The organism is Ewingella americana ATCC 33852 (assembly GCF_000735345.1).
Lineage (GTDB): Bacteria > Pseudomonadota > Gammaproteobacteria > Enterobacterales > Enterobacteriaceae > Ewingella > Ewingella americana.
Map to the genome: position 1 here is coordinate 32,072 of NZ_JMPJ01000053.1, position 18,244 is coordinate 50,315.

Annotated in this window: 15 protein-coding genes; 7 read left to right on the forward strand and 8 right to left on the reverse strand. The window is 55.0% G+C overall.

What is annotated here, in order from left to right; all coding sequences use genetic code 11:
- Nucleotides 1–39: 39 nt before the first annotated feature.
- The gene (acnA, locus tag GEAM_RS09700; RefSeq protein WP_034790961.1) at nt 40–2,715 is read right to left on the reverse strand and encodes an aconitate hydratase AcnA; all 2,676 of its coding nucleotides are present in this window, start codon (nt 2,713–2,715) and stop codon (nt 40–42) included.
- A 345-nt stretch (nt 2,716–3,060) separates the two neighbouring features.
- Between acnA and GEAM_RS09705 the strand changes: the two genes are divergently transcribed.
- Both GEAM_RS09705 and GEAM_RS09710 read left to right on the forward strand, forming a co-directional pair.
- The gene (locus tag GEAM_RS09705; protein ID WP_034790963.1) at nt 3,061–4,245 is read left to right on the forward strand and encodes an MFS transporter; all 1,185 of its coding nucleotides are present in this window, start codon (nt 3,061–3,063) and stop codon (nt 4,243–4,245) included.
- A 62-nt stretch (nt 4,246–4,307) separates the two neighbouring features.
- Complete coding sequence (locus GEAM_RS09710) at nt 4,308–5,114, forward strand: AraC family transcriptional regulator (protein WP_034790965.1); 807 nt, start codon at nt 4,308–4,310, stop codon at nt 5,112–5,114.
- 2 nt (nt 5,115–5,116) lie between these two features.
- Here the strand turns inward: GEAM_RS09710 and GEAM_RS09715 are convergent, their stop codons facing one another.
- Nucleotides 5,117–5,977, reverse strand: coding sequence for an NmrA family NAD(P)-binding protein (locus GEAM_RS09715; protein WP_034790967.1), 861 nt, complete (start codon nt 5,975–5,977; stop codon nt 5,117–5,119).
- A gap of 143 nt (nt 5,978–6,120) precedes the next feature.
- Between GEAM_RS09715 and GEAM_RS09720 the strand changes: the two genes are divergently transcribed.
- Entirely contained in the window at nt 6,121–7,041 is a 921-nt protein-coding gene (locus tag GEAM_RS09720; protein WP_034790968.1) for a LysR family transcriptional regulator, read from the forward strand.
- A gap of 36 nt (nt 7,042–7,077) precedes the next feature.
- Here GEAM_RS09720 and GEAM_RS09725 read toward each other — a convergent pair whose 3' ends face one another.
- On the reverse strand, nt 7,078–7,665 hold the full coding sequence (locus GEAM_RS09725) for a TetR/AcrR family transcriptional regulator (RefSeq protein WP_034790969.1): 588 nt from the start codon (nt 7,663–7,665) through the stop codon (nt 7,078–7,080).
- Nucleotides 7,666–7,801: 136 nt separating this feature from the next.
- Between GEAM_RS09725 and GEAM_RS09730 the strand changes: the two genes are divergently transcribed.
- Nucleotides 7,802–8,203 carry a RidA family protein gene (locus GEAM_RS09730; protein WP_034790970.1) on the forward strand — a complete coding sequence of 134 codons (402 nt, stop codon included), beginning with the start codon at nt 7,802–7,804 and terminating at the stop codon, nt 8,201–8,203.
- Between the two features lie 62 nt (nt 8,204–8,265).
- Here the strand turns inward: GEAM_RS09730 and cysB are convergent, their stop codons facing one another.
- On the reverse strand, nt 8,266–9,240 hold the full coding sequence (cysB, locus tag GEAM_RS09735; protein ID WP_034790971.1) for an HTH-type transcriptional regulator CysB: 975 nt from the start codon (nt 9,238–9,240) through the stop codon (nt 8,266–8,268).
- 359 nt (nt 9,241–9,599) lie between these two features.
- Nucleotides 9,600–12,197: a type I DNA topoisomerase gene (gene topA / locus GEAM_RS09740; RefSeq protein ID WP_034790972.1), complete on the reverse strand. Its 2,598-nt coding sequence runs from the start codon at nt 12,195–12,197 to the stop codon at nt 9,600–9,602.
- Between the two features lie 437 nt (nt 12,198–12,634).
- Between topA and GEAM_RS09745 the strand changes: the two genes are divergently transcribed.
- Complete coding sequence (locus GEAM_RS09745) at nt 12,635–12,886, forward strand: YciN family protein (RefSeq protein WP_034791474.1); 252 nt, start codon at nt 12,635–12,637, stop codon at nt 12,884–12,886.
- A gap of 149 nt (nt 12,887–13,035) precedes the next feature.
- Here GEAM_RS09745 and sohB read toward each other — a convergent pair whose 3' ends face one another.
- Nucleotides 13,036–14,082 carry a protease SohB gene (gene sohB, locus GEAM_RS09750; RefSeq protein ID WP_034790974.1) on the reverse strand — a complete coding sequence of 349 codons (1,047 nt, stop codon included), beginning with the start codon at nt 14,080–14,082 and terminating at the stop codon, nt 13,036–13,038.
- Nucleotides 14,083–14,451: 369 nt separating this feature from the next.
- On the opposite strand from sohB, the gene GEAM_RS09755 reads away from it, so the two are divergent.
- Complete coding sequence (locus tag GEAM_RS09755; RefSeq protein ID WP_034790976.1) at nt 14,452–15,213, forward strand: YciK family oxidoreductase; 762 nt, start codon at nt 14,452–14,454, stop codon at nt 15,211–15,213.
- Between the two features lie 5 nt (nt 15,214–15,218).
- Nucleotides 15,219–15,809 carry a cob(I)yrinic acid a,c-diamide adenosyltransferase gene (gene cobO / locus GEAM_RS09760; RefSeq protein WP_034790978.1) on the forward strand — a complete coding sequence of 197 codons (591 nt, stop codon included), beginning with the start codon at nt 15,219–15,221 and terminating at the stop codon, nt 15,807–15,809.
- Between the two features lie 122 nt (nt 15,810–15,931).
- Here the strand turns inward: cobO and rluB are convergent, their stop codons facing one another.
- Together rluB and GEAM_RS09770 are read right to left on the reverse strand one after the other, a co-directional pair.
- Nucleotides 15,932–16,825 carry a 23S rRNA pseudouridine(2605) synthase RluB gene (gene rluB, locus GEAM_RS09765; RefSeq protein ID WP_100937307.1) on the reverse strand — a complete coding sequence of 298 codons (894 nt, stop codon included), beginning with the start codon at nt 16,823–16,825 and terminating at the stop codon, nt 15,932–15,934.
- A gap of 793 nt (nt 16,826–17,618) precedes the next feature.
- Complete coding sequence (locus GEAM_RS09770) at nt 17,619–18,239, reverse strand: L-threonylcarbamoyladenylate synthase (protein WP_034790983.1); 621 nt, start codon at nt 18,237–18,239, stop codon at nt 17,619–17,621.
- Nucleotides 18,240–18,244 lie beyond the last annotated feature (5 nt).

An 18,244-nucleotide genomic window follows, 5' to 3' on the forward strand; every position in this document is an offset into this window, starting at 1 on the left:
CTCGCGGGGCTTTTTTCATTTCATCACCAAACACACCACTTAGAGCATTTTGCGGATCACATAGTGCAAGATGCCGCCGTTCTCGAAGTAGGTCAGCTCATTGCCGGTGTCGATGCGGCAACGGGCGTCGACGGTTTCGACGTGGCCGTCGGCGAAGGTGATTTTTACTGGCACCGTCTGGCCCGGTTTGAGGGACTGCATGCCGCTGACGCTGATGGTTTCGTCACCGGTCAGTTTCAGCGTTTTGCGCGTCACGCCCTGTGGGAATTCCAGTGGCAGGATGCCCATGCCGATCAGATTCGAACGGTGGATACGCTCGAAGGATTCGGCAATCACCACGCGAACGCCCAGCAGGCGCGGGCCTTTGGCTGCCCAGTCGCGACTGGAGCCGGAGCCGTACTCTTTACCGGCGATAACCGCCGTCGGCACGCTTTCATGCTGGTAGCGCATGGCGGCGTCGTAAATCGCTAACTGGTCCTGCGACGGAATGTGGCGAGTGAAGCCCCCTTCCACGCCCGGTACCATTTCGTTGCGAATACGAATGTTGGCGAAGGTCCCGCGCATCATCACTTCATGGTTACCACGGCGAGAGCCGTAGGAGTTGAAGGATTTTGGCGGCACGCCGTGCTGCTCTAAGTAGCGTCCTGCCGGGCTTTCAGCCTTGATATTCCCCGCCGGTGAAATGTGGTCAGTGGTCACCGAGTCGGCCAGTATCGCCAGGATCCGTGCGTCTTTGATGTCCTCTACCGGGTCCGGCTGGGCTTTCATGTCGCTGAAGAACGGCGGATGGCGGATGTAGGTGGAGTCTTCCTGCCACGCGTAGGTTGGCGTGCCTTCGACCTTAATTGCCTGCCAGTTGGCGTCGCCGTTGAACACTTCGGCGTACTCTTTGTGGAACATGTCGGTTTTCACCTGCTCCACGGCTTTGGCAATCTCGTTGGCTGACGGCCAGATGTCTTTCAGGTAGACCGGCTTGCCGTTTTGGTCTTCGCCGAGAGGATCATGGGTCAAATCGACCTTCATGTTACCCGCCAGCGCGTAGGCCACCACCAGCGGCGGCGAGGCCAACCAGTTAGTTTTAATCAGCGGATGGATACGCCCTTCGAAGTTACGGTTACCGGAAAGCACTGCGCCCACGGTCAGGTCGCCCTCTTTGATCGCCGCCTCAATCGGGTCAGGCAGAGGCCCTGAGTTACCGATACAGGTGGTACAGCCGTAGCCGACGAGGTTAAAACCGAGCTTTTCCAGATGCGGCATCAGGCCAGCGGCGTTGAGGTAGTCGGTCACCACTTTCGAGCCGGGCGCAAGCGAGGTTTTCACCCAAGGCTTACTGGTTAAGCCGCGATCCGCCGCGTTCTTCGCCAACAGGCCCGCCGCCATCAGCACGCTCGGGTTGGAGGTGTTAGTACAGGAAGTGATCGCCGCAATCACGACTGCGCCGGTGGCGAGTTGGTGATGCTGGCCGTCGAGGGTGAAGCTTTCGGACTGGCTCTGTTTGCCTTTGGCATTGCCGATTTCCAGCTCTGTCGCGGCATTGAAGGCTTTTGGCACGTTCGGCAAGGCGACGCGGTCCTGCGGGCGTTTCGGGCCAGCGAGGCTCGATTCCACCAGTGACATGTCCAGTTCTAAGGAGCTGGTGAAGATTGGCTCGTCGCCTTCGTGACGCCACAGGCCCTGCGCTCGGCTGTAGGACTCGACCAGTGCGATCTGTTCGTCACTGCGCCCGCTGAGTTTCATGTAGCTGAGAGTGACTTCGTCCACAGGGAAGAAGCCGCAGGTCGCGCCGAACTCAGGGGACATGTTGGCGATGGTCGCGCGGTCGGCCAGAGGCAGGTCCGCCAAGCCGTCGCCGTAGAACTCGACGAATTTGCCCACCACGCCGTGTTTACGCAGCATCTGGGTGACGGTCAGCACTAAGTCGGTAGCGGTGATGCCTTCGCTCAGTTTGCCGGTGAGTTTGAAGCCCACCACGTCGGGGATCAGCATGGAAACCGGCTGGCCAAGCATCGCGGCTTCCGCCTCGATACCGCCCACGCCCCAGCCAAGAATGCCGAGGCCGTTAATCATGGTGGTGTGGGAGTCGGTGCCGACTAAGGTGTCGGGATAGGCGACGGTGCGGCCGTCAATCTCTTCGTGCCAGACGGTTTGGCCGAGATACTCAAGGTTAACCTGATGGCAAATCCCGGTGCCCGGCGGCACAACGCGGAAACGGTTGAAGGCCTTTTGCCCCCAGCGCAGGAAGATATAACGCTCGTGGTTACGTTCCATTTCGAGACGCACGTTTTCATCAAACGCCTCGTCGTCGCCGAACTCATCCACGGTGACCGAGTGGTCAATAACTAAATCCACCGGGGAGAGTGGATTGACTTGGTCGACATTCCCCCCCAGTCGCTTGACCGCCTGGCGCATGGCCGCGAGGTCAACCACGGCGGGAACGCCGGTGAAATCTTGCATCAGTACGCGAGCCGGTCGGTAGGCAATTTCGCGGTCGGCGTGGCCGGTTTTCTGCCAATCCACCAGCGCTTGTAAATCTTCTTCGGTGACAGTGTCACCATCGACATTACGCAGTAAATTTTCCAGCAGAACTTTTAGAGATTTTGGCAGGCGTTGAATGTCACCCAGCTTTTGTGCCGCTTTCGGCAGGCTGTAATAGTGATATTCCTTATCGAGGGCTGCCAGCTTATCCTGACTATTCTTGCGAAGATCGGACGACATAGCTTCTCCTTTTTATAACGCTTATCTTTCAGACTTCTGTTCTTTCTCAATGCTTTTCAAGGGCTTTTTGCCTCAAAAAGTGCAAAGCGGGTGAAAGACCAATAACCGGACGGTCAATAAGTCCACTTATAAAGATAACACAAATTCTGGTTAACATTTTGATAACAACACGAAGTGTTCATCACTCTGGCCTTTTATTCATAGAGGCAAAACCGGTGAGCCTTGGGTTATCTACCGCCAGAACGGCAAAAAATTGGCAGTTAATCGACACTTTTTGGCGAAAAGCATAAATTAAAGGCGCAGGCGGACGGGCAAAATACCCCTCATTCACTTTGCGAGGCGTCTATGTTGTCGAAATCTTTTGTGATGTGGCTGATGTTATTTATGGGCGGGATCTGCCTGCGAACCGGCATCTCCTCTGTCGCGCCTGTGTTAGAGGCAATTCAGTCCAGCTTACAGGTCAGCACCACATGGCTGGGGATGCTCACCGCAATCCCGGTTATCTGCATGGGGGTACTGTCGCCTCTCGGCCATCGGCTGGAGCAGCGCTTCGGCATGAAAAAAAGCATGTTGATGGCTTTTGTTATCCTGATTATTGGACTTTTGCTGCGTCTGTACAGCCGCAGTTTTGGCCTGCTGATGCTGACCGCAGGCTGCGTCGGGGTAGCTGACGCCATCATTCGCCCGCTGCTGTCAGGCTTTATCAAGGATAAATTCCCCGAGCGAGTGGCGCTGGCGATGAGCGTCTATTCCGCCAGCATGGGCACAGGGTCGGCGCTGGCCGCCTATGGCACGCCGCTGCTAAGTCAGTTGACAACGGGCAGCTGGCGCGCGGGTTTAGCTTTTTGGGCACTGCCCGCGCTGATTGCCCTGCTGGTCTGGTGGTTCGGCCCGAGCGAGCAGCCGCACGCGGCGCAGCAGGCACAAAATTCCATTAAGAATCCCGTCAGTCGCGGCATCACGCTGACCTTCACCCTGTTCTTTGGGCTACAGGCGGGGATTAATTACGCGCTGCTGGCGTGGATGCCAAGCTTCTACATTCAGCAAGGTTTTGCTGAGCACGCGGCGGGCACGCTGGTTGCGATGCTGATTGTCAGCCAAACCCTCACCGGTCTGTTGTTTAGCCTGATCACCCGGCAACTGAGGATAAGCCACCGCGCGGCGGCGGGTGTGTTTTCCCTCATCACCCTGCTGGGCATTATTGCGCTCTTCAGCCTGCAAAATCTGCCGTGGGTCGCTCCGCTCATTCTTGGCGTTGGTACCGGCGGGCTGTTCCCGATGGCACTGATCCTGCCGTTGGATTTCACCGAAAACCGCGTTCAGGCCACCCGACTGTCGGGCATTACTCAATCCGGCGGCTACCTGCTGGGCGGGGCGATCCCTTGGCTGACCGGCCTTGCCGCCAGCACCTTCGGCATGACCCACGGGCTGAAGATTTTTATGGGCCTTTGCGTGCTGCTGATACTGCTGATGTCTTTGCTGATCGCCCGCGCCTATCGCAGCCAGCAGGTTGCAAATTCTGCTCGCTAAGATAAAAGATAGAAATAAAGATAAAGTATCGATTTGATTTTGCCGTCAGTCTGGGAGGTGCCGTGAAGAACAAAAAGGCGCAGTTAGTGGAACCTGAATCCGTGTTGGGCATTCCCCTCTCCAGCGGCGAGTATTGGATGTCGGAGCTGGAGCACGGCGGCGGCACCAACATTGCGCGCCACAGCCACGCCGACTTCGTGCAGCTAATTTTCATCACCGAGGGCTGTGCCAGCTTCTGCTTTGAAGACCGGATCATCATTGGCGCTAAGGGCAGCGCGGTGTTTATTCCAAAGCGCGCCGAGCACTGGATCCAGATGTCGCGCAAGACCGTGCTGCGCACCCTGAGCCTATTCTCTTATGACAAGTATCTGGCTCGCAGCGACACGCCTTATCAGTTCAGCATCAGCCCGCTGCTCAAGGCGCTGAGTGATGAAATCGTCAAAATGGAGAACCGAACCCCGGTCAGCGAGGAGCAGAAAAGGCTGTATCAGGTGTTTATCGACCAGCTCAACGGCGCGGTGCATCAGGAGAAGGCCGTGATGCTGCCGCAGGATCCGCGAGTGAAAAAGGCGCTGTATATCTTGTCGGATCACGACAATTTGTCGGTCACGCTGGCTCAGATTTGCCAGAAGATTGGCGTCGGCGAGCGCACCCTGACGCGCCTATTTATTGAAACTACCGGCATGACCTTTTCGGAAAACAAGCGCCGCCTGCAAATGGAGTATGCCACCCTGCTGATTAAGGATGGCATGCCCATTGTTCATGTCGCGCTGCAAACCGGGTATGACACCCAGTCAGGCTTTATCCACGCCTTTAAAAATCACGTCGGCATGTCGCCGCTGCAATATAAAAAGCAGGTGTTGGCCTGAGTTTAGGCTTCCAGCAGCTTACGCAGTACTTCGTCCAGCTCAGTTTCGCCAATCACGCGCTCTGATTTTGGCCCTTCGAAGCAGATCCACTCTTGGTTAAAACCGTCGATCATCTGCATGCGCGGTGACGGGTGCTGATGCCCCTGCGCGCGGAAAACGGCTTCCCATGTGTGGCGCTCAACCACCTCAGCCACCACCGGACGGCCTAGAATCTGCGCGAAGGTGTTCGCGATGTCGTTTGGCGAAACGCGGTGCGGGCCTTCCAGCTCAACCACGCGCTGACCCTGCCAGCGCTGCTGGAGCAAGCTCGCCGCCAGCTTGCCGACGTCAGCGGTGGCAATCATCGGCACGGCTTTATCCAGCGGCTGCAAGTAGCTGTGAATAACCCCCGTGTCGCGCGCGGAAGCCACGTCCAGCGCACAGTTCTCCATAAACCAGCCGGGGCGCAGGAAAGTCACGGGCAGGGTCAATGCGTTGAGTGCCTGTTCCAGCAAGGTGCGCTGAGTCAGCAGGTTAGTTTGCGCCGCCTGAGCACCAATGGTGGAGAGGCAAACCACTTTTTCCGGCGAGGCCGCGCTGATGGCCGTGACGATAGCTTCTATGAAAATACGCGCCGCCGGGAATCCCGGAGCTGGGTCAAAATCGGAAGGCGGCAGGATGAAGACGCCAGCCGCGCCTTTGAAAGCTTCAGTCAGTGCCTCGGCGTCATCCATCTCGGCAATCGCCACGTCACAACCCAGAGCGCGCCATTTGTCGGCTTTGCTGGCATCACGCATCACGCCGCGAACAGGAAGATTGTTGCTCAATAACGTGCGGGCAACTGCGCCGCCGACTTTTCCGGTAATACCTGTGATCACATACATTTGATAGCTCCTGTTTGCTGAGAAATAGCCTGATGCTAAATCAGTGAACGGGAGTATAGAGAAGTGGACTGCTTGACAGAATGCACGAATACTCACTACTTTGATGACTTAAAATCACCATTCAGTCACCAAGAGAATTTACCATGAGCTTTGATGGACGCCTGCTGTCGAATATCAGCGTGTTAGCCGCGATTGTCCACAGTGGCAGTTTTGCGCGTGCTGCAGAAGCCCTGAACTTGTCCCCTTCGGGCGTCAGCCGGGCAGTGACGCGGCTCGAGGGCAGCATTGGCGTGCGGCTGTTTGACCGCACTACCCGCGCCGTCACCCTGACGGATGAAGGCCGCCGACTTTATGAGGAGATCAGCCCGCTGCTGGCGGGCATTGGCGACGCGGTGAGTCTGGCCTCGGGTGCCTCCACTGCGGTCAACGGGCGGCTGCGGGTCAATGTCGACACCTTCTTCTCGCGGCGCATTCTCGCTCCGCACATTAATGACTTTTTGCAGCGCTATCCGGATATCTCGCTAGAGCTGGTCGTGCGGGATCAACTGGGCGATATGGTGTCGGAAGGCTTCGACATCGCGGTGCGTTTCGGCCATCCGCCCTCCTCTTCGCTGGTCGCGCGCAAGCTGCTGGAGACGCGCACCGCCACCGTCGCCTCGCCGGAGTATCTGCGCCTGCGCGGGGTTCCGCAAAGCCCGGATGAACTGATTCACCACGCTTGTATTCAGGTGAGAAGCTCGATGACCGGACAGCCGCTGGAGTGGGAGTATTCACGAAACGGCGAAATTGTTCCGGCCAAGATCGCCAGCCGACTAATGGTGAATGAGTCCGGCACCCTGCTCGGCGCATGCCTTGCCGGTGCTGGAATTGCGCGGCTTAAAACCAGCGGCATACAGGACTTGCTGGCCGATGGCCGTTTAGTCGAACTGCTGACCGACTGGAAAGGCGAAAGCTTCCCGCTGTACGCTCTCTACCCTTCGCGCCACCTCCCCGCCGCCAAAGTCCGCGCCTTTATCGACTTCGTAATGCACATTCTAAAAATCGACGAGGTGCTGGCTACGTAAAGTCAGGTCCACCCACCTTTCTGGCGGGCGGTTTATCTACCGGCGCAAGCCGCTGGCCATCATGGCGAAAGCCTCTTGGGCTTTTGGCAGATTTTCCTGCGGATTGTCGCTGGCGGCGACCCACAGCGCCGCGTTAAGCGCCGTGCCGCTGAGCAACCGCGCGGCGGCTTCTACATCCACCGGCTTGAGCGTGCCATTCTTCACCATCCTCGCCACCGCCGATCGCGTGCCCTCAAGGCAAGTATTCTGGCTAGGCCAAAGGGAAGGATCGCCGAGGAAAGCCGGACCGTCGAGCAGCACGATACGCTGAACCTCTGGATCGAGGGCCATTTTTATATAAGCCTCGCCTTCGGCCACCAACTGGCTCCAATCGTCTGGCGCAACACTGGCAATCTGCTTCGCCCGCTGGGCTATTTCCCCGTCCACCTGCGCCACCACCGCGGCCAACAGCCCCTTTTTATCGCCGAAGTTGTGATACAGCGCGCCACGGGTCAAACCGACGCTGGCGGTCAGTTCATCCATCGAGGCGGCGGCAAAGCCCTTTTCAGCAAAAGCCTTGCGCGCGGCTGCGATCAGCTTCTCACGGTTCTCTTCCATTGTTTCTGCACGACGTTTCGCAGCCATCATTCCTCAACTTAACATACGGAGCGCACATGAATTGACATACGCTCCGTATGTGATTACATTCGTATACGAAGTGTATATTAAATCAAGGTTGTATTTTTCGCATCCCAACATTCCCTCTAAAGAAGGTAAAACCATGATGAACAATCAAGCAATCTTCCCCGCCGATCGCCACGCTCTTTATGAACAACACGGTTACTCCGCTGCCATTCGTTCCGGCGATTTGCTGTTTGTCTCTGGGCAAGTGGGCAGCCGCGCCGATGGCTCGGCGGAGCCTGACTTTACGGCTCAGGTCAGACTGGCGTTCGACAATCTAAAAGCCACGCTGAGTGCAGCAGGCTGCGGGTTGGAGGATCTGGTGGACGTCACCACTTTCCACACGGATCCGGAAAAGCAGTTTGCCAGCGTGATGGAAGTGAAGAGTGAAGTGTTTCCAAGCGCGCCCTACCCAAACTGGACCGCAGTGGGCGTGAATTGGCTGGCTGGCTTCGATTTTGAAATCAAAGTTATTGCCCGTGTGCCGAGCAAAGTGCAATAAAGCAAAAAATTCAGCCCCGCATAAGCAGGGCTGAATCATAAGATGAATTGCCGAAGCTGAGCTTATTTCACCGGCAGCTTGATGTCTTTGAACATGGCTTCAATGTCTTCATTGGAGCGCAGGGCGATGGCGGTATCCACCACGTCGCGCGTCAGGTGCGGGGCAAAACGCTGGATGAAGTCATACATGTAGCTGCGCAGGAAGGTGCTGCGGCGGAAGCCGATTTTGGTGGTGCTGTAGGTGAAAATGTCGCGAGCATCGACAGTGACCAAGTCCGGGTCTTGGATAGGGTCAACCGCCATGCTGGCAATCACCCCGACGCCCAAGCCAAGGCGCACGTAGGTTTTAATTACGTCGGCGTCGGTGGCGGTGAACACGATGCGTGGCGTCAGCCCGGCGCGGTTAAAGGCGGTGTCCAGCTCTGAACGGCCGGTGAAGCCGAAGGTGTAAGTCACAATCGGGTACTCGGCCAGCTCCTCAATCGTCACTTTCTCCTTGCCTGCCAGAGGATGGTCCGGCTGAACCACCACCGCGCGGTTCCAGTGGTAGCAAGGCAGCATGATCAGGTCGTCATACAGGTGCAGCGCTTCGGTGGCGATAGCAAAGTCGGCATTGCCCTTAGAAACCGCCTCAGCGATTTGGGTTGGCGAGCCTTGGTGCATATGCAGGGAAACGCGCGGGTAGCGCTCGATAAAGCCTTTGATGACGTTTGGCAGCGCGTAACGGGCCTGAGTGTGGGTGGTAGCGACATACAGCGAACCCTTGTCCGGGTAAGTATGTTCACCAGCAACCGCTTTGATGGCGTCGACTTTTGACAGCACTTCGCGAGCAATACGGATAATTTCCTGCCCCGCTGGCGTGACCTGCGTCAGATGCTTGCCGCTACGGGCAAAAATCTGGATACCCAGTTCGTCTTCTAACATACGAACTTGCTTACTGATGCCGGGTTGCGAGGTGTAGAGACCTTCCGCCGTCGAAGAAACGTTAAGATTGTGATTAACAACCTCGACGATATAGCGCAGTTGCTGCAATTTCATAACTTATACCATCCTAGTTTTCAAACCCTGTCAGCCATTCCTGTTCGCCCTGCGGCTGAGAGGTCTGGAAACATACTGTTATCTACTTGTTGATACCCAAAATTCACTCCGTACCGACAGCCGTGGTCGGCGGATATCTATAATTTTTAAGTATAAGAAGAGATTTTATATAACAATTATATCAATTATTTGCACGTTGTATAGTCGGATGCGAATGACTTCAGCACGTGAATAACCTGCCCAAAAGGCCTTGGCATGAAAAGGCGTAAAGCTTTGCGATGATAGATCTTAACCTCATAAAAAAACCAGCCCGAAAGGCTGGTTTTTTGCACGTTTGCTAGCGGGTTAAAACACTTTGCTTACTTTTTGCCTTCAACCCACTTGCCGTCAACGTAAAACGCTGACCAGCCGGTGGCTTTGCCGTCTTTCTCGGAAGAGACGTATTGCTGCTTGGTTTTGCGGCTGAAGCGAACCATGGACTTATTGCCCTCTGGGTCAGCAACCGGCGCATCAGCCAAGTAGCTCAGTTTCTCCGGCAGGCGGTCCTTGAAGCGAGCTAACTCTTCCACCAGCGGCGCACGGGTTTCGCGCGATTTAGGGAAGGTATTGGCCGCTAAGAAGACACCTGCTGCGCCATCGCGCAGAACAAAGTAGGCATCCGATTTTTCGCAAGGCAGTTCTGGCAGCGGCACCGGATCTTCTTTCGGTGGCGCGACGTCGCCGTTACGCAAAATCTTACGGGTGTTTTTACAGTCGTCGTTGGTACAGCCCATGTACTTGCCGAAACGCCCCATTTTCAGGTGCATTTCAGAACCACACTTCTCACACTCAACGATCGGGCCGTCATAGCCTTTGATGCGGAATTCGCCCTGCTCGATTTCATAGCCATCACACTCTGGGTTGTTACCGCAGACGTGCAATTTACGCTGGTTGTCGATCAGGTAGCTGTCCATCGCCGTGCCGCACTTGCCGCAACGGCGCTTGGCGCGCAGTGCGTTAGTTTCAGCTTCGTCGCCTTCCAGCACATTCAGGATCTCAGCATCAGCAATTAGATTGATGGTGGTTTTGCAGCGCTCTTTCGGCGGCAAGGCATAACCTGAACAGCCAAGGAACACGCCGGTGCTGGCGGTGCGGATACCCATTGGGCGGCCACAGGTTGGGCACTCGATGCTGGTCAGTACCATCTGATTCGGGCGCATACCGCCCTCTTCTGGCTCTTTCTCAGCGGTTTCCAACTGCTTGCTGAATTCGGTGAAGAACTCATCCAGCACGGCTTTCCACTCGGCCTGATTGTTAGCAACCTGGTCAAGGCCATCTTCCATACGCGCGGTGAAGTCGTAGTTCATCAGTTCGCGGAAGTTATCTTCCAGACGATCGGTGACGATCTCGCCCATTTTTTCGGCGTAGAAGCGACGGTTTTCAACGTGAACATAGCCGCGATCCTGAATGGTCGAAATGATCGACGCATAGGTAGACGGACGCCCAATGCCGCGCTTTTCCAACTCTTTAACCAATGACGCTTCGCTGAAACGTGCTGGCGGCTTGGTGAAGTGCTGGGTTGGCAACAGCTGCTGCAGGTTAAGCTCGGTGCCCACTTCCATCACTGGCAGCACGCGGTCTTCATCGCCTTTGCGCAGCGCTGGCATGACTTTGGTCCAACCGTCAAAACGCAGAGTACGGCCTTTGGCGCGCAGCGAGTAGTCGCCCGCTTTCACCGTCAGGGTGGTGGAGTCGTACTGCGCTGGCATCATCTGGCAGGCAACGAACTGGCGCCAAATCAGCTGATACAGCTTCTGCGCGTCGTTTTCCATATCCTTCAACTGCTCGGATACGACATTGACGTCGGAAGGACGAATCGCTTCGTGCGCTTCCTGTGAATTCTCTTTGTTGCTGTAGTGGTTTGCGGCTTTTGGCAGGTATTTCGCGCCAAAGTTATCGCCGATATAACCACGCACCATTTCTACCGCGTCCTGGCTCAGGTTAGTGGAGTCGGTACGCATGTAGGTGATGTGACCGGCTTCGTACAGACGCTGCGCCATCATCATGGTTTTCTTCACGCCAAAGCCCAGACGCGTACTGGCCGCCTGTTGCAACGTGGAGGTAATAAAAGGTGCACTTGGCTTGCTGCTGGTCGGTTTGTCTTCGCGATCAACAACGGTGTAACGCGCCTTTTCTAATAAAGAGACGGCGGCATGAGTCTGCTCACGATTCACCGGTTTGAACGGCTTATCGTTGTGATGCGTCACCTGCATTTGCAGCGCGGTTTTGTCTTGCGCGTTGAGGTCAGCGTGCAGTTCCCAATACTCTTCAGGAACAAAGGCTTTGATCTCTTTTTCGCGCTCAACCACCAGACGCACGGCGACCGACTGAACGCGGCCAGCGGACAGGCCACGCGCAATTTTCTTCCACAGCAGCGGCGATACCATGTAACCCACCACGCGGTCCATAAAGCGACGCGCCTGTTGAGCATTCACGCGATCAATATTCAGCTCGCCCGGTTCTTTAAAGGCGTTCTGAATCGCGTTCTTGGTAATTTCGTTAAACACCACGCGGCTGAAACGTTTGTCATCACCACCAATCACTTCCCGCAAATGCCAGGCAATAGCCTCTCCTTCGCGGTCAAGGTCGGTTGCGAGATAGATGTGGTCGGCTTTATCCGCCAAGGCTTTTAACTCGGCAACCACTTTCTCTTTGCCGGGTAGAATTTCGTATTGCGCTTCCCAACCGTGGTATGGATCAACGCCCATGCGGTTAACTAACGCCGTTTTCTCATCCTTTTTTACTTTTTTCTTTGTTTTTTCTTCGGCTGAGGCGGCAGTTTTTTTGCTGGCGGAACCACTGGTAGGCAAATCGCGGATATGACCGACGCTGGACTTAACCACGTAGTCATTTCCTAAATACTTATTAATCGTTTTGGCTTTTGCCGGGGACTCAACTATTACGAGAGCTTTGCCCATAATTACCTTTTACCTAATTTGTTCTTCCAATCGAAGAAGATTTTAACTTGTTATGCCGCGGCACAATGTAACGTCTTTTTTTATATTGCGGCAGTGAGTCAGGAGGTCAACTAATTTTTTTAATTAGCAACACTAACTGACTTCCAGAGGCACAATTCTCTGATTTAACGGAGGTTTAACGCTATCCCTCCCACAGACTTATAGAGCATGAAATGATAAAATTTTGTGAAGCGTAAACAAAACATTCCACCTAAAGCCACAAAATCCCACACTCTACCTGATAAAAATTGCCACGCAACTTAATTAGCACGGAAAACCGCTTTTCGCCAACACGAACAAAAATGCAGCAATAAATTCACCCTACCCGCACGAGGTTTGCGGTTTTGTTCAGCGCGGGATTACAATATCGGCAGAAATTCTACATGGGAGTAAATATCATGCAGGGAAATACAACGGCAATTAGCCGAGAAGCTTTACTGGCCGAGGCGAATAAAGTCATTCGCGAACACGAAGCTTTTCTACACGGCATGGAGGCAACAGAGGTAGAGCAGAAAGGAGATGTGTTGGTGTTTCGCGGGGAATTCTTTCTCGATGATAATGGATTGCCGACCTTAAAAACCACCGCCGTATTTAATATGTTTAAACATTTGGCACATCTTTTTTCAGAAAAATATCATCTGCAAGATTAACCAAATTGTCACCAAAATGACCGTGTTTCCTTAACGTAATAAAGGAAGAAAATCTGGCTGTTTACTTTTAGTACGTATTAACGCGCTGCGGCCAATAAAAAAGGGACCGAGGTCCCTTTTTTCATTACTCAAATTCCTAATTTATTCTATTACAAAAGCGGCTTCTGGCTGCGCTGCAACCAGCGCAAGAACAGGCGATCGGCGCTTTCTGCTGCGCTGCCGGTGAATCTGTCCATCATGCGTTTGCGACGGCTATAGCGCACCGCGATCACTTCGTGATTTTGCATCTCGGCAATCAGCAAATCATCGCTGGTGCCAATGGCGTCAATCAGCCCTTTCTCGCGCGCCTGAGTACCAAACCAGTGCTCGCCGGTGGCGACGCTGTCAATGTCCAGCGATGGGCGGTGCTGGCGAACAAACTCTTTGAACAGTACGTGAGTTTCATTCAGGTCTTCGCGGAATTTTTCGCGGCCTTCTTCAGTGTTCTCGCCGAACAGCGTCAGCGTGCGTTTGAACTCACCGGCGGTGTGCAATTCCACGTCGATATCGTTCTTTTTCAGCAGACGGCTGAAGTTAGGGATTTGCGCCACAACGCCGATAGAACCGATGATGGCGAAAGGTGCCGCCACGATGCGGTCAGCCACGCAGGCCATCATATAGCCGCCGCTGGCTGCGACTTTATCCACTGCCACCGTCAGGCGAATCCCGCCCTGACGTAAACGCGCCAGCTGTGAAGAAGCCAGACCATAGCCGTGAACCACGCCGCCCGGGCTTTCCAGACGCAGCAGGACTTCATCTTCCGGCGTAGCAACTGCCAGTACTGCCGAAATCTCTTCGCGCAGCGAAGTGACTTCGTGGGCGTCCATACTGCCTTTGAAATCAAGCACGTACAGGCAAGGTTTGCTTTTTATCGTCGCGCCGCTTTTGGCCTGTAATTTCTTCTGTTTGGCGTCCGCTTTTTCCTGCTTTTTGAACGCTTTGTTCGTCAGTTTTTGCTCGATTGGATTGAGGCGAGCCGTGCGCATTTCGCGCTGCATTTCACGGTATTCTTCACCCAAATCAACCAGATGCAACTGACCTTTGCCATGAGACTTACGCTGTCTCAGGCCGATAACCAGCACCACTAACGCGCCAATGGCGATCACCACGGTGACAACTTTGGCCAAGAACAAACCATAAAGAGATAATAGATCCACACATACCGCCTTTTACGCAGTGGTAATAAGATGCTGCTTATTCTAGACAATTGGCGCTAAAGCGTCTTGTGTGATTGTGTCCGAATACCGCCGTTTGGGCATAACCTGCCCGCTTAGGCCGCGCAGATGGCAAAAAGGGGTGCAGGCTTGTTCCATTTTTGTTACAAAAGATCCGCCGATAATCGGGGTAAACATTGAAACCGGTGGTCATTTCAGGCATATAAACCCAGTATTCATCTTCGTGATGATCCATTTTCCAGCCAAGCGCCCGCCCGCGGTTGAGCCTTTTGCTCCTGCCAGCGCGCCGCTTTGCGCCGATGTGGCGATGCACTCCATCGCCGTGTCCTGACTCAGGTAAGAGGAATTCCCGTGCATTACCATCCAAAATCCGATCTGCTCAATCAACGCATTATTCTGGTCACTGGCGCAGGCGACGGCATTGGCCGCGAAGCCGCGCTGACCTACGCGCGCTTCGGCGCGCAGCTGATTTTACTTGGCCGCACCGAAAGCAAACTGGCGAAAGTTCAGCAAGAGATCGCCGAGCGCGGTTACCGTCCGGCGCACATTTATACTCTCGATCTGCTCACCGCCTCGCAGGCCGACTGCCAGCGCGTGGCTGACCAAATTGCTGAATGGGTGCCGCACCTCAACGGCGTGCTGCACAACGCGGGCCTGCTGAGCGAAATCGTGCCAATGGCCGAAATCAAGCTCGAAGACTGGCACAACGTCATGCAGGTGAATGTGAACGCTACCTTCATGCTGACCCAGTCACTGCTGCCCTTGCTGCTAAAAGCGCCGTCTTCGTCGCTGGTGTTTACCTCATCAAGCGTTGGTCGCGAAGGCCGCAGCGGCTGGGGAGCCTACGCGGTTTCCAAGTTCGCCACCGAGGGCATGATGCAGGTGCTGGCCGAAGAGTATAAACAGACCAACTTGCGGGTTAACTGCATCAATCCGGGCGGAACGCGCACCAGTATGCGGGCATCTGCTTTCCCGGATGAGAACAGCGCCAAGCTGAAAACTCCGGCTGATATTATGCCGCTGTACCTCTATTTGATGGGTGAAGACAGCCGCCGTAAAACCGGCATTAGCTTTGACGCTCAGCCGGGCCGCAAAGCCGGACCTGCGGAATAATCACCTTGAGCGAAGACAGACACAAGCAGCGCCAGCAGCGGCTGAAAGAGCAAGTCGATGCGCGGATTGAAGCCGCGCAGGAGCGGCGCGGCATCCTGATCGTCTTCACCGGCAACGGCAAAGGCAAAACCACCGCCGCCTTTGGCACGGTGACACGCGCTGTCGGTCACGGTCAGCGCGCCGGGGTGATTCAGTTCATCAAGGGTGAATGGCCAAACGGCGAGAAGAACCTGCTCGAGCCGCACGGCGTTGAGTTTCAGGTGATGGCCACCGGCTTCACTTGGGAGACGCAAAATAAAGAGACGGACACCCTCGCCTGTCAGGCCGTCTGGCAGCACGGCAAACGCATGCTGGCGGATGAGTCGCTGGATTTAGTGGTGCTCGACGAGCTGACTTATATGGTCAGTTTCGGCTATCTTGACTTGCAGGAAGTGATTGACGCGCTGAAGGCAAGGCCGGTGCATCAAACGGTGATTATTACTGGCCGCGGGTGCCACCGCGACCTGTTAGAGCTGGCAGACACGGTGAGTGAGTTGCGCCCAGTGAAGCACGCTTTTGACGCCGGGATTATGGCCCAGCAGGGTATTGACTGGTAGCCCATCCATCTTCTCTTCTGAGCTAATTCGCTGAATTAAAAGCAAAAAAAACCGCAGTCATTGGCTGCGGTTTTTCATTTATTGGCTAAGAACTTATAAAATAAGAACTTATAAACTAATCGTTAGCTGCGTTTTGACGGCGTACCGCCACGGCGAGCGGGAGCAACCTGAGTGTGGCGCTTCACGGCGCGACGGATCTGGTTAGCTTTCACGCGGCGGCGATCGCGCTCAACCGGCAGTTTGCTGACGGTCTCTTCCGGCATCTCCACCAGCGTGCGCAGGTAGTTAGTTTCCGGCAGATCCAGCTCTTTATAGCCACCGCGCGGCAAGCCTTTCGGCAAGGTCAGGTCGCCGTAGCGAACGCGGATCAGGCGGCTAACCTGCACGCCAACCGCTTCCCACAACCGGCGAACCTCGCGGTTACGGCCTTCGGTCAGGGTCACGTTGTACCACTGGTTCAGACCTTCGCCACCTTGGTATTTGATGGTGCGGAATGCCGCCGGGCCATCTTCCAACTGCACGCCACGGCTCAGCTGTTTGATTTTTTCATCATCAATCTGGCCGAATACGCGAACGGCGTATTCACGCTCAACTTCGCGGCTTGGGTGCATCAGGCGGTTTGCCAGTTCACCGTCGGTGGTGAACAGCAGCAGGCCCGAGGTGTTAACGTCCAGACGCCCTACGGCAACCCAGCGTGAACCACGCATTTTTGGCAGACGGTCGAACACGGTCGGACGACCTTCTGGGTCGCTGCGGGTACACAACTCGCCTTCCGGCTTGTAGTAAGCCAGCACGCGGCAGACGGTGTCCTGAGACTCGATAATCGACAGCACGTGGCCATCAAGACGGATTTTGGTGCCAGCGTGCATTTCTACACGGTCGCCCAAGGTCGCAATCTTGCCGTCAACGCTGATACGGCCAGCCTGCAACATGGCTTCCACTTCGCGGCGTGAACCGTGACCGGCGCGAGCCAAGATTTTTTGCAGCTTTTCGCTCTGACCTTCGGTGGAGTCCAGCGCGTTCTTTGGCTTTTCGTATTTTGGTTCGTCGTCTTCTACTTCTTCAGCCACATTTTTCAGCGCCGCAGGAGCCTTTGGCTTGGCTGCGTTACGTGAATTTTCAAAACGTGGCTTATCTGCACGCGCGCTGTCTGGACGGCCTTTGCCAGCCGGACGCGCTTTTTCGATACGTGATTTCTCACCGCGTGGCTTTTCAATACGCTGCTTTTCAATACGTGAGTCATCACGACTGTTGTCTGAACGTGAACGGCCGCGTGATTGGTCTGAACGGGCTTTGTCAGTCTGTGGCTTGTCGCCACCGGCTTTTTTACCACGAGAATCACTGCGCGTTGACTCAGGGCGGCCTTTGGCTGCACCGGAATTTCTGCCGTTTTTTGGTTTGTCGGTGGCCGGACGGCCTGATTTGGATCTGTCGCCTGACGGCTTCTGGGAATTAAACTTCTCGCTCATTGAGCAACCTCATTTGTCGCCTTCACAGGCGTCGGGGAGAGCCAGCAGCACAATGTGACCCATTGTCTGCCCGCCAGAATATATATCGGTAATGTTTGTCTGACCTATCCAGTGCGGGTTAATGATTAAAGCATTAACCCATAAATCGGTCAGCGGGCTGTCGCGGAATGCCTGATACACAGGAAAGTCTCGTCATCGCGTTAACAGCATTGCTCAACATAACTCAGGATTGAAAAACAAAGAGTTATGAAAAGTCAGCCCGCCATTATACACATTTACAGTGCTTTTGTATCTATTAGCCGCCCGCAGGCTGGTTTAATTATAACCAATAATCGCGCAATTATCTGAACGGCGCGGGGTCACCGGCACCTTCACGCACCACTTCTGGCGTGGACTCGGTGAGGTCAACCACGGTGGTCGGCTGTTGGCCAATCGAACCGCCGTGAATAATCAAATCGACCACTTTCTCCAGACGGTCTTTGATGTCTTCTGGGTCTGACTCGGCAAAGTCATTGCCCGGCAGCATCAGCGTGGTGGACATCAGCGGTTCGCCCAAGACGTCCAGCAAGGCCAGTGCAATCGGGTTGGACGGCACGCGCAGGCCGATGGTTTTACGCTTCTCGCTCATCAGGCGGCGCGGCACTTCTTTAGTCGCCTTGAGGATGAAGGTGTAGTTGCCCGGCGTGTTGTTTTTAATCAGGCGGAAAGCCGTGTTATCGACATAAGCATAGGTCGACAGCTCGGACAGGTCGCGGCACACCAGAGTGAAGTTGTGATTGCCGTCGAGCTGGCGAATGCGGCAAATGCGCTCCATGGCGCTTTTGTCTTCCAGACGGCAGCCCAGCGCGTAGCCTGAATCCGTCGGGTAAACGATAACCGAGCCTTTACGCAGCATTTCTACTGCTTGGTTAATCAGGCGCGGCTGCGGGTTCTCGGGGTGAATATAGAAAAATTGACTCATAATTC

Coding starts and splice junctions, on each gene's coding strand:
- acnA (WP_034790961.1), bottom strand. CDS start 2,715: ATGTCGTCCGATCTTCGCAAGAATAGTCAGGATAAGCTGGCAGCCCTC.
- GEAM_RS09715 (WP_034790967.1), bottom strand. CDS start 5,977: ATGTATGTGATCACAGGTATTACCGGAAAAGTCGGCGGCGCAGTTGCC.
- cysB (WP_034790971.1), bottom strand. CDS start 9,240: ATGAAATTGCAGCAACTGCGCTATATCGTCGAGGTTGTTAATCACAAT.
- GEAM_RS09720 (WP_034790968.1), top strand. CDS start 6,121: ATGAGCTTTGATGGACGCCTGCTGTCGAATATCAGCGTGTTAGCCGCG.
- GEAM_RS09730 (WP_034790970.1), top strand. CDS start 7,802: ATGATGAACAATCAAGCAATCTTCCCCGCCGATCGCCACGCTCTTTAT.
- GEAM_RS09705 (WP_034790963.1), top strand. CDS start 3,061: ATGTTGTCGAAATCTTTTGTGATGTGGCTGATGTTATTTATGGGCGGG.
- GEAM_RS09725 (WP_034790969.1), bottom strand. CDS start 7,665: ATGGCTGCGAAACGTCGTGCAGAAACAATGGAAGAGAACCGTGAGAAG.
- GEAM_RS09745 (WP_034791474.1), top strand. CDS start 12,635: ATGCAGGGAAATACAACGGCAATTAGCCGAGAAGCTTTACTGGCCGAG.
- GEAM_RS09770 (WP_034790983.1), bottom strand. CDS start 18,239: ATGAGTCAATTTTTCTATATTCACCCCGAGAACCCGCAGCCGCGCCTG.
- topA (WP_034790972.1), bottom strand. CDS start 12,197: ATGGGCAAAGCTCTCGTAATAGTTGAGTCCCCGGCAAAAGCCAAAACG.